Genomic DNA, 13,452 nt, shown 5'->3' on the forward strand with positions numbered 1-13,452 from the left:
AGGCCCGACCCGGTGGACGGGGACGTGAGGGAACCCGCCCTCCTCAGACCGGACCACGGACACGATCCGTGCCGCCGACCGCGGGAGCGAACGCGGGGGACCAGACCATCCAAGACCGTTCGGGATGGACGCAGTGTCAGTTTGATCTTCATAGTCACTTCTGACCACTGTTCAGGAACGGTACGCGGGCAGAGGAGGCGGCGGTGCGCAGCAACAACCCGGTGCTCAACCGGCTGGACGAGACCGGCCGGGTGGAGGCCCGGGTGCTCGGCACCCGCGACGTCGAGGCGATGACCGTCGACGACGTGGTGGTCCGCACGGTCGGGTTGCTGCTCGTCACCGTCGTGGCTGCGGCGGTGTCCTGGGCGGTGGTGCCGGAGGCGGCCTGGCTGCCCGCCGCGCTGGCCGGCAGCGCCCTCGCCTCGATCGTGCTGGTCCTGGTCATCTCGCTGCGCGGGATCACCAACCCGGTACCGATCGTCGCCTACGCCGTGCTCCAGGGGCTGCTGCTGGGGGTGGCCAGCCGCGCCTTCGAGCTGATCTATCCGGGCATCGTGGCGCAGGCGGTGGCCGGCACCTTCGGCGTCTTCCTCGGCATGGCGGCGCTCTACCGGGCCCGGGTGATCCGGGCGACGCCCCGGCTGGCCCGCCTGGTGATCGGCACACTGCTCGGCATCGCCGTGCTCAGCGTGGTCAACCTGGTGTCGTACCTGATCTCCGGGCGCCCGGGGTTGGCGACCTACAGCGCCAGCGGGGAGGTCGGCTGGCTGGCGTACGCCTTCTCGGTGGTGGCCATCATCGCCGGCGCGTTCAGCTTCATCCTCGACTTCGACCTCGTCGAGCGCTCGGTGCGCGACGGTCGACCCCGCCGGTACGCGTGGTTGAGCGCGTTCGGCCTGATCACCGGGTTGGTTTTCCTCTACTGGCAGTTGCTGCGGTTGCTCAGCTACCTGCGTCGCTGACCGGCCCGGAGAGACGCGGCCGGTGCCGGCCGTAGACTCGGTGGCGATGAGCGCAGCGGAGTTGGATCAGGCCGTGCAGTCGCTGGTCCGTCAGATCGGGCACTGGCAGCAGCCCCGTTGGGCGGCGGTCGCGACCACCGGCAACGTGCCTCGCGCCGACCTGGTGCACCGACTCGTGCAGGAGATCGCCAACCTGACCGCCGACGCCGAGGGTGAGCCCCGCCGGGTGGTGCCTCGGCTGGACAACGACCTGGCCCTGCCGGATCAGTTGCGGGTGGTGGCGGCGGATCTGATCGTCGCCGGGCCGGGTGCCGAGGCGCTGGCCCGGGCCGCCGCCGAGGTGACGGCGACCCGCAGCGCGCTCTGACGTCGGCTCAGTTGAGCCGCTCCAGCACCATGGCCATGCCCTGGCCGCCGCCGACGCACATGGTCTCCAGACCGATGGTCTTGTCGTGCCACTCCAGCGCGTTGAGCAGGGTGCCGGTGATCCGGGCGCCGGTCATGCCGAACGGGTGGCCGACCGCGATGGCGCCGCCCATCACGTTCAGCTTCTCCTCCGGGATGCCCAGCTGCCGGTAGGAGGGGATGACCTGCGCGGCGAACGCCTCGTTGATCTCGACCAGGTCGACGTCGTCGATGGTCATGCCGGCCCGCCGGAGCGCCTGCCGGGACGCCTCGACCGGCCCGAGACCCATGATCTCCGGCGAGAGTGCGGTCACGCCGGTGGAGACGATCCGGGCCAGCGGGGTCAGCCCGAGCTCCTCGGCTCGCTGGGCGCTCATCACCACGACGGCGGCGGCGCCGTCGTTGAGCGGGCAGCAGTTGCCGGCGGTGATCCGGCCGTCCGGGCGGAACACCGGCTTCAGGCCGGCGACGGCATCGAGGGTCACGCCGGCACGCGGGCCGTCGTCGGTGCTCACCACGGTGCCGTCCGGCGTGGTGACAGGGGTGATCTCCCGGGCCCAGAAGCCGTCGGCGATGGCCTTCTCGGCCAGGTTCTGGCTGCGGACGCCGAACTCGTCCATGTCGGCGCGGGTGACGTCGTACACCTGGGCCAGGTTCTCCGCGGTCTGCCCCATGGTCAGGTAGATGTCCGGCAGCTCGCCGGACTCGCGGGGGTCGGTCCACACGTCGGCGCCGCCCTGGGCGCGGCTCTTCGAGCGCTCACCGGCGGCCGCGAAGCGCGGGTTCTCCCAGCCGCCGCCGACCAGCGCCTGCGCCTCGGGGGGCAGCCCGTCGGAGCTGCCCCGGGCGTAGCGGGAGACCATCTCCACGCCGGCGGAGATGAACACGTCGCCCTCGCCGGCGCGGATCGCGTGCATGGCCATCCGGGTGGTCTGCAACGAGGAGGCGCAGTAGCGGGTCAGCGTGGCGCCGGGCACGGTGTCCAGCCCGAGCAGGGTGGCCACCACCCGTCCCATGTTGAAGCCCTGCTCGCCGCCGGGCAGGCCGCACCCGAGGTAGAGGTCGTCGATCGTGGTCGGGTCGAGCTGGGGGATCTTGTCCAGGGCGGCCTGGACGATGGTCGCGGCGAGGTCGTCGGAGCGGACGTCGCGCAGGGACCCCTTGTGCGCCCGGCCGATGGGGGAGCGGGCGGTGGCGACGATGACGGCGTCGCGGGACGACTCAATCGGCATGGAACCACGTTAACCCGCCGGTAACTTGGCGCGGAAGAAGGCCGCCCGGCGGGAAATGTCACCCCGGACCGGGCCGGTCTAGCGCCGGGAGGCGACCGCCGCCGCTGCTGCGACGGCGGGCAGCAGGGCGTGCGCCCACACCCGGTAGCCGTCGGCGGAGGGGTGGAAGCCGTCGTGGCAGAGCGTCCCTGCGTCGGCCCGGAAGACCGGCCCGGTCTCGGTGGCCAGGTCGACCACCGTGCCGCCGGCGTCCAGCACGGCCGTGGTCTGGGCGTGGGCCACCCGCCGCCCGGACCAGCCGACCAGTTGGCGCAGCGGAGGTGCGATGGCCCGTACGGCGCCGAGGTCGGGGCAGGTGCCCACCACCACCTCGACCCGCGCCTCGCGCAACCGGTGCACGGCCGCGCCGAGATACGCCGCCGCGTCGGTGGGCCGGCGCAGCCCGGTGGCGTCGTTCGCGCCGATCAGGATCAGCGCCACGTCGGGCCGCTCGCCGAGCAGGGCCCGCGCCACCTGGGTGGACAGGTCCGTCGAGCGGGACCCGGAGACGCCGACGCTGGACAGGTGCACCCGCCGGCCGGCTGGCCCTTCGGCCAGCAGGTTGGCCATCTGCCCGCCGATGGTGTCGTCGAGACGGTCGACGCCCACGCCCAGCGCCGACGAGTCGCCGAGCAGCACCAGCCGTAGGGGCGGCGCGCCGGCCCGGCCGATCGTGGCCCGCAGGGCCAGCCCCAGCTCCGGTTGGGCGTAGCGCCGGTGCCGGGCGACGAACGCCTCGCCGGCCAGGACGGCGGCGCCGCCCACGGTGCCGGCGAGCAGCGAGAGCGCCGCCGCCCGACCCAGTCGGCCCGGGAAACCGGCGGTCACGCCCCGCTCGCTGCGCTCGTTCATGCCAGTCCCTCCACTGTCGAAGTGTCCGTGGCGGACCCGCGCTGCGGCACCGCACCGACACCGAAGAACGCCCGGCGGCGCAGTTGCGCCCACCGACCGGCCGGCCCTCGGTCGCGGCCCCGGACCTGCGTGCCGCTGACCTCCGTGCCGGCGTGCCGGGCCGCCTCCTGCGCGGCCTCCGGCAGCGACCGTACGCCCTCGCCCGGCACCGGTGCGACCCGTCGTTCCTGCCCCGCGCCGAGCGCGGAGATCATCGTCGGCAGCAGCGCGGCGGCGGCCACCGCGTACCCCTCGGCGGAGGGATGGAACCGGTCCCAGGCGAACATCCGCGTCGGTTCGGCGGCGAAGCGGGGGCCGAGCAGGTCACCGAGGGAGACCGTCCAGCCGCCGGCCTCGACGACGGCCACCGTCTGGGCGGCGGCGAGCTGCCGGCTCCACCGGTGCGCCAGCCACCGCAGCGGGGGCTGGATCGGGCGGATCGCGCCCAGGTCGGGGCAGGTGCCGACGACCACCTCGCAGCCGGCGTCGCGCAGCGTGTGGACCGCTTCGATCAGGTAGCGCACGGCCAGCCCGCGCGGGGTGCGGTTGGTGATGTCGTTGCCGCCGATGAGGATCACCGCGATGTCGGGCTGGCACTCCAGCGCGGCCTCCACCTGGTGCCGGAGCGCCGACGAGATGGCTCCGACCACCGCGTAACGGTGCAGCCGCACCGGCCGTTGCAGCCGGCGGCACAGGCCGGTGGCGAGCAGGGCGCCGGGCGTCTCCCGGCGGCGGTGCACCCCGTAGCCGGCGGCCGACGAGTCGCCGAGCACGACCATGGTGAGCGCGGGGCCGGGGAACTTGGCGCCGTACACCCCGTCGCAGCGCGGCGGCGGCGCCTCGGCCATCGGGATGGTGCGCCGCGCCTGGCGGGCCTGCCCGAGCAGCACCCCGCCGGTCGCGACCACGGCCGCCGCGGTGGCGCCCGTGCCGATGGCCGCCAGGCGGGCGACCCGCCGGGCCTGCCGCCAGCGCGGACCAACGGGTACGACGGAACCAGCCACCCCCATACCGCGAGATTATCGCGCCGGTCCGACACGGCGCTGTCGTCGTGACGGCTCGCGGGTGCCTGGAAATCGACGCGACGGGGTACCTGACCGGGGGAGGCCGGCCGACTTGCGCCGACCCGCCACGCTGATCCGGCGGAGAGGAGCGCGACGATGGGGAAGACACTGAAGCGCAGCGCGGCATTCACGGCCCTGGCCCGAGCGCTGGCGGCCGGGGCACGGGGTGGGCCCTCGCTGGGCGCCCGGTTGGCGGCGCTGCCCCGGATGATCAGGGCCACCACCCGGGGGCAGTACGACGGAGGCCTCCGGCTGGCCCTGATGACGGCGGCGACGGCGTACATCGTCTCGCCGATCGATCTGCTCCCGGAGATCCCACTGGCGATCTTCGGGCTGGCCGACGACGCGGTCATGATCACCTGGTTGGCCGGCAGCGTGCTCGCCGAGACCGACCGCTTCCTGGAGTGGGAGGCGCGTCGCGACTCGGTCATCCCCGGAGGGGTGGTGCCCTGACGCCACGTACCCTGGGCGGCGAGGAAACGTCTGCCCGGCCGCCGTTGCCGGCGCCGCAACGAAGGGCACACCGTGCAGTACTACGACAACGTCGTCGACATGATCGGCAACACCCCGCTGGTACGTCTGCGTAACGTCACCGAGGGCATCCAGGCCACCGTGCTCGCCAAGGTCGAGTACGTCAACCCGGGCGGTTCGGTGAAGGACCGGATCGCGCTGCGGATGGTGGAGGACGCCGAGGCCGCCGGCCTGCTCAAGCCCGGCGGCACCATCGTCGAGCCGACCAGCGGCAACACCGGCGTCGGGCTGGCCCTGGTGGCCCAGCTCAAGGGCTACCACTGCGTCTTCGTCTGCCCCGACAAGGTCAGCCAGGACAAGCAGGACGTGCTCCGGGCGTACGGCGCCGAGGTGGTGGTCTGCCCGACCGCGGTGGCCCCGGAGGACCCGCGCTCGTACTACAACGTCTCCGACCGGCTGACCCGGGAGATCCCCGGCGCCTGGAAGCCCAACCAGTACAGCAACCCGGCCAACCCGCGCTCGCACTACGAGACGACCGGCCCAGAGCTGTGGAAGCAGACCGAAGGTGGGCTCACCCACTTCGTGGCGGGCGTCGGCACCGGCGGCACCATCTCCGGCATCGGCCGGTACCTCAAGGAGGCCTCCGAGGGGCGGGTGCGGGTCGTCGGGGCCGACCCGGAGGGCTCGGTCTACTCCGGCGGCACCGGCCGGCCGTACCTGGTGGAGGGCGTCGGCGAGGACTTCTGGCCGGAGACCTACGACCGGGGCATCGCCGACGAGATCGTCGAGGTCTCCGACAAGGCGTCCTTCGAGATGACCCGGCGGCTGGCCCGCGAGGAGGGGCTGCTGGTCGGCGGCTCCTGCGGGATGGCGGTGGTCGCCGCGCTGGAGGTGGCGCGCAGGGCCGGCCCGGACGACGTGGTGGCCGTGCTGCTGCCGGACGGCGGTCGGGGCTACCTCTCGAAGATCTTCAACGACTCGTGGATGGCCCGGTACGGGTTCCTCGACAACTCCGGCACCGAGCCGACGGTGGCCGACGCGCTGTCCGGCAAGCCGGGCGGGCTGCCCGAGCTGGTGCACGTGCACCCGACCGAGACGGTCCGGGACGCGATCGACTACATGCGTGAGTACGGCGTCTCGCAGTTGCCGGTGCTCAAGGCCGAGCCGCCGGTGGTGACCGGCGAGGTGGCCGGCTCCATCGCCGAGCGGGACCTGCTCGACGCGCTGTTCACCGGTCAGGCCCACCTACACGACACCATCGAGCGGCACATGGGCGACCCGCTGCCGATGATCGGTGGCGGCCAGCCGGTCAGCGAGGCCGTCGGCCTGCTGGAGAAGTCCGACGCCGCGCTGGTCCTCGTCGACGGCAAGCCCAAGGGCGTCCTAACCCGCCAGGACCTCCTAGCCCACCTAGGAGCCCACTAACCCCGAGGGCGTCTTGTCAACGCCCCACCCCCACCCCACCCCCACCCCCACCCCGTCGATCATGGAGTTGTGGTGCCGCGCAGAGCCGGCATAAGTGGCTAAGTCGTCCACCACGACTCCATGATCGACGGAATGAGGGGGTGGGGGGAGGGACTAGAGGGGGCGGCTGTAGCGGAGTTGGGGGGTGGGGGCGGCGCCTATGTACTCGTCGCGTTCCGTGCCTGTGGGGGTCCAACCGCCGCGCTGGTAGAAGGTACGGGCGTGGGCGTTGTCCCGGAGCACCCAGAGCACCGCTCGCCGCCAGCCCCGGGCCCGCATGGCGTCCAGCGCGTCCACCATCAGTGCGCGGCCGACCCCCCGGCCCTGCTCGGCCGGGTCCAGGTGGATGGCGTTCAGCAGCCCGGTCGCCGGGTCGTCCTCGTCGTCCGGGCCCAGGTAGCTGAACCCGACCAGCCTCCCCGCGCGTTCCGCCACGGTCAGCCGGTGGGTGTCCCGCTCCCAGCTCCACCGTTCGGTCCAGTAGCGGCCCATCGCCTCCTGCGTCGGGTCGGCCAGTGCCCCGGCCGGAAGGAACGAGGAGTACGCGGCGACCCGGGAACGCTGGTGCAGGGCACCCACCCCCTTCAGGTCGTCACCGGTGGCGGGGCGGAGCGTGACGGTCACCCGGCCGAGGCTACCCGGCGCGGCGGGAGCTGCACCGTGGTCAGGTCCTCGGCGATGATCAGCTCACCGTCGAAGTGTGCGCGGGCCTCGTCGTGGAACCGGCGCGGGTCGCCGTACCGCTGGGAGAAGTGGGTGAGCACCAGCCGGCGTACCCCGGACTCGCTCGCCACCCGGGCGGCCTGTGCCGCGGTCAGGTGACCGACCTCGGCGGCGAGCGTGGCCTCCGACTCCAGGAAGGTCGACTCGATGACCAGCAGGTCGGCGTGCTCGGCGAGGGCGTACACCCCGTCGCAGAGGCCGGTGTCCATCACGAAGGCGAACCGCTGCCCCGGCCGGGGCACGCTCACCTCGTCCCGGGTGACGCGGCGACCGTCGAGGTCTAGGTGCCCGACCCGGATCAGCTCGCCGACGGCCGGCCCGGTGATGCCGTACGCGGCCAGCTTCTCCGGCAGCATCCGGCAGCCGTCCGGCTCGATCAGCCGGTAGCCGTACGTCTCGATGGGGTGCTGCAGCCGGCGGGCCTCCAGCGTGCCGCAGCGTAGGGTGATCCGCTGCCCGTCGGCCTCGATGGGCTCGACCCGCAGCTCGGCGGTCTCGTAGAAGGAGGTGGCGTGCCGCAGCCGGGCGAAGTATTCGGCGCCGCCGGCCGGAAAGTGCACGGCGACCGGGTGCGCCACCCGGTCCAGGGAGAGCCGCTGGATGGTGCCGGGCAGGCCGAGGCAGTGGTCGCCGTGGAAATGGGTGACGCAGATCCGGGTCAGGTCGGTGGCGGTGACCGTGGTGTGCAGGAGTTGCCGCTGGCTGCCCTCGCCCGGGTCGAAGAGGATCACCTCGTCGTCCCAGCGCAGCACGTACCCGTTGTGGTTGCGCCGCCGTGTCGGGGCCTGGCTGGCCGTCCCGAGCACCACCAGCTCGCGCATCGACACGGTGATCTCCTCCGGCTGAGCTGACCGGCCCGGCCTCGCCGGCAGATGGAGCGACCCCCGGGGTTTTCCGCGCTCGTGCGCGGGCCGGCTGGACTGGGCCGGCGCCCCGGGGGTCGGGTGGCTGTCGTGGATTCGCCGCACCGCTGCCACACGGTCTCGACGTTGTTGCTTGTGCCCGCCTCGCGGCGGACCGATCACTGTCGAGGACAGCGGCTAGCGGACAGCCACCTCACGAGTCCGATTGCTATACAAGTCTGGACCACCTCCCTTCACGTGTACCGCCACGCTATCGAGTCCCCGCTGGGCTCGGCAACGGATTTCGATCACACGGTCAGACGGGAATGCCCGGCCGCCTTTTTCGGCGGCCGGGCATCGAGGTCGTGCAGGGTGGGCGGTGGTCAGCCCGCGGTACGGGCCACGCCGACCGGGCAGCTCAGCCCGTTCGGCCCGTGGTTGCAGTACCCGTTCGGGTTCTTCGTCGGGGCCAGATACTGCTGGTGATAGTCCTCGGCGAAGTAGTAGCTGCCGAGCGGGGCGATCTCGGTGGTGATCTCACCCTTGCCGGCCCGCGTCACGATCGGCTGGAACGCGTCCCGGGACGACTCAGCGATGGCCCGCTGCTCGTCGGTGGTGGTGTAGATGGCCGACCGGTACTGGGTGCCCACGTCGTTGCCCTGGCGCATGCCCTGGGTCGGGTCGTGGTTCTCCCAGAACACCTTCAGCAGGTCCTCATAAGTGATCTTGCTCGGGTCGTAGACCACCTGGACGACCTCGGCGTGCCCGGTCCGGCCGGAGCACGTCTCCTCGTACGTCGGGTTCCGGGTGCTGCCACCCGCGTAGCCGGCGGAGGTGGTGAAGACCCCGGGCAGGGTCCAGAACAGCCGCTCGGCGCCCCAGAAACAGCCCATACCGAAGACGGCGACCTGGAGGCCCTCCGGGAACGGGCCCTTCAACGGGGTGCCCAGCACCTCGTGTCGGTCGGCGACCGGCATCGCGATGGGGCGGCCCGGCAGGGCCTGGTCGGGAGTGGGCAGCTCAGCCTTGGACTGGCGAAGGAACACGGTGGAACTCCTCTCGTACCTCTGCCGCATGCAACGCCGGCGGGCCCTTGTTCCTTACCCGCCTGGCCGGCAGTCAGGCCGCCGGTCGGGGCGGGGGCGGCAGCGCGTAGGCCACCCGTACTGCGATGTCCCGGGCGTCCTGGTCACTCGGGTAGCGGGTACGCGGCCAGAAGAACCCGCGCAGCCCGTCCCCCTTGGTCCGGGGCACCACGTGGGTGTGCAGGTGCGCCACGGATTGGGACACCTTGTTGTTCATCGCCACGAACGTCCCACCGGCTCCCAGACCGGTCTCCACCGCCACCGCCAGCCGCTGAACGAGCGCGAAGTAGCCCGGCAGCAGATCGGCCGGCAGTTGGGCCAGGGTCACCAGATGGACGCGGGGCACCACCAGCACGTGCCCCGCGAAGACCGGGCGGGTGTCCAGGAAAGCCACCCCGTCCGGCTCGTCGGCCACCCGGAACGCGGGCACCTCGCCGGCCACGATCCCGCAGAACACGCACCCGTTCATCGGCTCAGGCTATGCCGACTGCCCGGCTCCGCCACGGCCCGCGGGGCGGGGCACTAGCCTCACCAGAATGAACCACGGCTTCGAGACGCTCGCCATCCACGCCGGTCAGGACCCTGAGGCCCGCACCGGCGCGGTGATCCCACCGATCTACCAGACCAGCACCTACGCCCAGGACGCCGTCGGCGCGCCCCGGCTCGGATACGAGTACAGCCGTTCCGGCAACCCGACCCGCGACGCGCTCCAGGAATGCCTGGCCGCGCTGGAGGGCGGGCCGGTCGGGCTCGCCTTCGCCAGCGGCCTGGCAGCCGAGGACACCCTGCTGCGGGCTGTCTGCCAGCCGGGCGACCACGTGGTCATCCCGGACGACGCGTACGGCGGCACCTACCGGCTCTTCGCCCGGGTCGCCCAGCGTTGGGGCCTGGAGTTCACCCCGGCCAAGGTCTCCGACCCGGCCGCGATCCGGGCCGCCGTGCAGCCCGGCCGGACGAAGATCGTCTGGGTGGAGACGCCGACCAATCCGCTGCTCGGCATCGCCGACATCGCCGCCCTGGCCGGCGTCGCGCACGACGCGGGCGCGTTGCTGGTGGTCGACAACACCTTCGCCTCGCCGTACCTGCAGCAGCCGATCGCGCACGGCGCGGACGTGGTGGTGCACTCCACCACGAAGTACATCGGTGGGCACTCCGACGTGGTGGGTGGCGCGCTCGTCGTCGCCGACGCCGCGCTCGGCGAGGAGTTGCGTTACCACCAGAACGCGATGGGCGCGATCAACGGCCCGTTTGACGCCTGGCTCACCCTGCGCGGCATCAAGACCCTCGGGGTACGGATGGACCGGCACTGCGACAACGCCGAGCGGCTCGCCGCGTACCTGGACGGGCACGCCAAGGTGGCCGAGGTGATCTACCCCGGGCTGCCCTCGCACCCCGGCCACGAGGTGGCCGCCAAGCAGATGCGTCGGTTCGGCGGCATGATCTCCTTCCGCGCGGCCGGCGGCGAGGACCACGCTGTGGAGATCTGCAACCGGGCCAAGCTCTTCGTTCTCGCCGAGTCGCTGGGCGGGGTGGAATCCCTGATCGAGCACCCCGGCCGGATGACACACGCAAGTGCTGCCGGCTCGCCGCTTGAAGTTCCCGGGGATCTCGTGCGACTGTCTGTCGGCATCGAGACGGTCGACGACCTGCTCGCCGATTTGGAGCAGGCACTGGGCTGACCGCTGGGGAGGATGGCCGTGCAGGACATCATGGCGACCTGGGTCGGGGCGACCGCCAAGCAGATCGCCCGGGGCGTACGCCGAGGCGATGTCTCGGCCACTCAGGTCGTCGCCGACCACCTCGAATACATCGCGCGGGCCGACGGCGAGCTGGGCGCGTTCCGCGCCGTGCGCGGCGGCGAGGCGATCACCGAGGCGGAGAAGGTCGACGAGCAGGAGGACCTGGCCAACCTGCCGCTGGCCGGGGTGCCGGTGGCGGTCAAGGAGAACACTCCGGTCGCCGGCCTGCCGACCTGGAACGGGTCGGCAGCGGTGCGCACCAGCGTCGCGGAGGCCGATCACGAGGTGGTCCGACGGCTGCGCGGCGCCGGCGCGGTGATCCTCGGGGTGACCCGGATGCCCGAACTGGGGCTGTGGGCGCTCACCGACGACGACAGCGCGGTGACCCGCAACCCGTGGGACAGCGCGCGTACCCCCGGCGGCTCCTCCGGCGGCGCGGCTGCCGCGGTGGCCGCCGGGCTGGTGCCGATCGCGCATGGCAACGACGGCCTCGGCTCGATCCGGATCCCGGCGGCCTGCTGCGGCCTGGTCGGGCTCAAGCCCGGCCGGGGCGTGGTCCCGTGCCAGCTCGGGGCGGACGACTGGTTCGGTCTGACCGAGCACGGCATGCTGACCAGCACGGTCGCGGACGCGGCGGTCGGCTTCTCGGTGCTCGCCGGTCGACGGCCGGAGAAGCTGGTCCCGCCGCAGCGGCTCCGGGTGGGCGTCTCGCTGCGCTCCCCGGTGCGCGGTGTCTCGCCGGACGCGCCCAACCGGGACGCGGTCGCCGCCGCCGGCCGACTGCTCGCCGCCGCCGGGCACGACACCATGCCGGCCGATCCGGTCTACCCCACCGCGCTCGGCCTGCAGGGCATCGCCACCTGGTTCGCCGCCGCCGCAGCCGACGTCCGGGCCGCTGGGCTGAACCGGCGCGACCTGCAGCGGCGCAGCCGGCGGCACGTCGCGCTGGGCGAGTGGGCCCAGCGCCGCGGCTACGTCCGGGAGGCCGACCGGGCCGCCTGGCGGGAGCGGTCGATCGACTTCTTCACCGACCACTCGGTCGACCTGCTGCTCACCCCGGCGCTGGCCAGCGCGCCGCCGGAGGCCGCGCGCTGGTCCGACCGGTCCTGGCGGGCGAACATGTCGGCCAACATCCGGTACGCCCCGTTCGCGGCTCCGTGGAACATCGCCGGTCTGCCGGCCATCGTGGTGCCGGTGGGCCGCCGCCCGGACGGGCTGCCGGTCGCCGTGCAGCTGGTCGGTCCGCCCGGCTCGGAGCTGCTGCTGCTCGGCGTGGCAGGCCAGTTCGAGATGGCCGCCCCGTGGTTGAGGCACGCCCCCGGCTACCCCCAGGTCGGAACGGGGTCGCCGGCCGCTGCATGATCGTCTACGGTGTGCGCGCATCGTCGCGCGGACCGGGGGACACCAATGCGCTGCCAGACCTGCGGGGACCCCAGGTCCCCCGAGCACAACGACTGCCCGCGTTGCCACACGCCGCCGGGCCAGCCCGCCGTCACTCCGGGGTTACCGACCTACCGGGTACGCGGGATCGGCCTGGCTGCCTCCATCGCGGTCGGTGCGACCGCTGTCCTCTTCCTGGCGGTGGCGCTCTCCCCGCTGCTGGGGATGGCGATGGCCCGGCAGGCCCGGGCCGACGGCGACCCGGATCTGCTGCTCGGCGCGCTCATCGTCACCGTGGTGGCGGCGCTGCCCATGGCGGTGGCGTACCTTGCCGCCGCCGTACTGGTGATCATCTGGACCTGGCGGGCGCGGAAGAACACCGACGCGTTCCCGGGCGCGCTGCCAACGCTCGGGGCCGGCTGGGCGATCGCCGGCTGGCTGGTGCCGTTCGCGAGCTTCGTGGTGCCGGCCCGCGTGGTGGCCAACGTGGCCCGGGACAGCCTCTGGCGGCGGCGCACCCCGGCCCTGGTTTTCCTGTGGTGGACCGCCTGGCTGGTGTTCAGCATCGGTGAGCGGGTCGTCAGCCGCCTCGACAGTCAGGCGTACGACAAGCTGCCGGAGACCCCCTTCAACGACGCCGGTTACCAGGCGCACATCGATTACTACCGGGACTCCCTGCTCCGGTACTCGGTGCCCGGGGTGGCCTGCCTGATCGCCGCGGTCGCGCTGATCGTGCTGATCCAGCGGATCTCCACCGAGCAGGAGGCCCGCATCGCCCGCGCGCTGCCGGTCTGGCCGACCGCTCCGGTCTGGCCGACTGCCCCGGTCTGGCCAGCTGCTCAGGGTTGGCCGGCTGGGTCGGTCTCGGGTGGGCATGCCGCTGGCGGCGCCATGCCGTCGGCCTCTGCGCCGGGCGTGGAGCCACCGGCCGGTTCGGGTGCGCCGGTGCCGGCCCCACTCACGCCGACCACGGTGAGCCCGGAGGTCTCGCCCAGTCCGGTGGGCCCGGAGGCGCAGTCTCGGGGTTGATCTACTCCGGATCGCTGATATCGCGCTATTTGGGCGAGGTTGATCCCGCGATATCGGGGATGTCGAGTGGATCAACCCGGTGCACGGGGACGGCGCCCCCGCCGACCCCGGTGTCGCCGCAGGGTG

At 72.9% G+C, this 13,452-nt stretch carries 13 protein-coding genes and 1 pseudogene; 7 read left to right on the top strand and 7 right to left on the bottom strand.

Annotated features, from left to right (window positions below; genetic code table 11):
* Positions 1-203 precede the first annotated feature (203 nt).
* Both ABZV00_RS15885 and ABZV00_RS15890 read left to right on the top strand, forming a co-directional pair.
* The gene (locus tag ABZV00_RS15885) at positions 204-962 is read left to right on the top strand and encodes a Bax inhibitor-1/YccA family protein (RefSeq protein WP_355606403.1); all 759 of its coding nucleotides are present in this window, start codon (positions 204-206) and stop codon (positions 960-962) included.
* A gap of 46 nt (positions 963-1,008) precedes the next feature.
* Positions 1,009-1,329 (top strand): hypothetical protein, encoded by a 321-nt coding sequence (locus tag ABZV00_RS15890; RefSeq protein WP_355606405.1) that lies wholly within the window; start codon positions 1,009-1,011, stop codon positions 1,327-1,329.
* Between the two features lie 7 nt (positions 1,330-1,336).
* Here ABZV00_RS15890 and ABZV00_RS15895 read toward each other — a convergent pair whose 3' ends face one another.
* From ABZV00_RS15895 to ABZV00_RS15905, 3 genes and pseudogenes are all read right to left on the bottom strand, one after another.
* A complete protein-coding gene (locus ABZV00_RS15895) occupies positions 1,337-2,599 on the bottom strand; it encodes an acetyl-CoA C-acetyltransferase (RefSeq protein WP_355606408.1) in 1,263 nt (420 codons plus the stop codon).
* Positions 2,600-2,677: 78 nt separating this feature from the next.
* Positions 2,678-3,490, bottom strand: a complete 813-nt coding sequence (locus tag ABZV00_RS15900; protein ID WP_355606787.1) for an SGNH/GDSL hydrolase family protein — start codon at positions 3,488-3,490, stop codon at positions 2,678-2,680.
* A pseudogene (locus ABZV00_RS15905) lies at positions 3,467-4,539 on the bottom strand (SGNH/GDSL hydrolase family protein); the annotation flags it as partial. The pseudogene ABZV00_RS15905 and the gene ABZV00_RS15900, both read right to left, overlap by 24 nt.
* A 150-nt stretch (positions 4,540-4,689) precedes the next feature.
* Here ABZV00_RS15905 and ABZV00_RS15910 point away from each other — a divergent pair.
* Together ABZV00_RS15910 and ABZV00_RS15915 are read left to right on the top strand one after the other, a co-directional pair.
* The gene (locus ABZV00_RS15910; protein WP_328423619.1) at positions 4,690-5,046 is read left to right on the top strand and encodes a YkvA family protein; all 357 of its coding nucleotides are present in this window, start codon (positions 4,690-4,692) and stop codon (positions 5,044-5,046) included.
* 72 nt (positions 5,047-5,118) lie between these two features.
* The gene (locus tag ABZV00_RS15915; protein WP_355606411.1) at positions 5,119-6,489 is read left to right on the top strand and encodes a cystathionine beta-synthase; all 1,371 of its coding nucleotides are present in this window, start codon (positions 5,119-5,121) and stop codon (positions 6,487-6,489) included.
* A gap of 153 nt (positions 6,490-6,642) precedes the next feature.
* Here ABZV00_RS15915 and ABZV00_RS15920 read toward each other — a convergent pair whose 3' ends face one another.
* From ABZV00_RS15920 to ABZV00_RS15935, 4 genes are all read right to left on the bottom strand, one after another.
* Positions 6,643-7,152 carry a GNAT family N-acetyltransferase gene (locus ABZV00_RS15920; protein ID WP_355606414.1) on the bottom strand — a complete coding sequence of 170 codons (510 nt, stop codon included), beginning with the start codon at positions 7,150-7,152 and terminating at the stop codon, positions 6,643-6,645.
* A complete protein-coding gene (locus ABZV00_RS15925; RefSeq protein ID WP_355606416.1) occupies positions 7,149-8,078 on the bottom strand; it encodes a ribonuclease Z in 930 nt (309 codons plus the stop codon). Before ABZV00_RS15925 ends, ABZV00_RS15920 begins: the two co-directional genes overlap by 4 nt.
* Before the next feature lie 398 nt (positions 8,079-8,476).
* The gene (msrA, locus tag ABZV00_RS15930) at positions 8,477-9,139 is read right to left on the bottom strand and encodes a peptide-methionine (S)-S-oxide reductase MsrA (protein WP_328423629.1); all 663 of its coding nucleotides are present in this window, start codon (positions 9,137-9,139) and stop codon (positions 8,477-8,479) included.
* Positions 9,140-9,212: 73 nt separating this feature from the next.
* Positions 9,213-9,647 carry an HIT family protein gene (locus tag ABZV00_RS15935; protein WP_355606419.1) on the bottom strand — a complete coding sequence of 145 codons (435 nt, stop codon included), beginning with the start codon at positions 9,645-9,647 and terminating at the stop codon, positions 9,213-9,215.
* A 67-nt stretch (positions 9,648-9,714) separates the two neighbouring features.
* On the opposite strand from ABZV00_RS15935, the gene ABZV00_RS15940 reads away from it, so the two are divergent.
* Genes ABZV00_RS15940 through ABZV00_RS15950 form a run of 3 tightly spaced genes read left to right on the top strand, consistent with a single transcriptional unit; the run spans position 9,715 to position 13,326 of the window.
* Complete coding sequence (locus ABZV00_RS15940) at positions 9,715-10,857, top strand: cystathionine gamma-synthase (RefSeq protein WP_355606422.1); 1,143 nt, start codon at positions 9,715-9,717, stop codon at positions 10,855-10,857.
* A gap of 12 nt (positions 10,858-10,869) precedes the next feature.
* The gene (locus ABZV00_RS15945) at positions 10,870-12,279 is read left to right on the top strand and encodes an amidase (RefSeq protein ID WP_355606424.1); all 1,410 of its coding nucleotides are present in this window, start codon (positions 10,870-10,872) and stop codon (positions 12,277-12,279) included.
* A gap of 45 nt (positions 12,280-12,324) precedes the next feature.
* A complete protein-coding gene (locus tag ABZV00_RS15950; RefSeq protein ID WP_355606427.1) occupies positions 12,325-13,326 on the top strand; it encodes a DUF4328 domain-containing protein in 1,002 nt (333 codons plus the stop codon).
* Positions 13,327-13,452 lie beyond the last annotated feature (126 nt).

It is taken from the genome of Micromonospora sp. NPDC005173, assembly GCF_040608515.1.
GTDB lineage: Bacteria > Actinomycetota > Actinomycetes > Mycobacteriales > Micromonosporaceae > Micromonospora.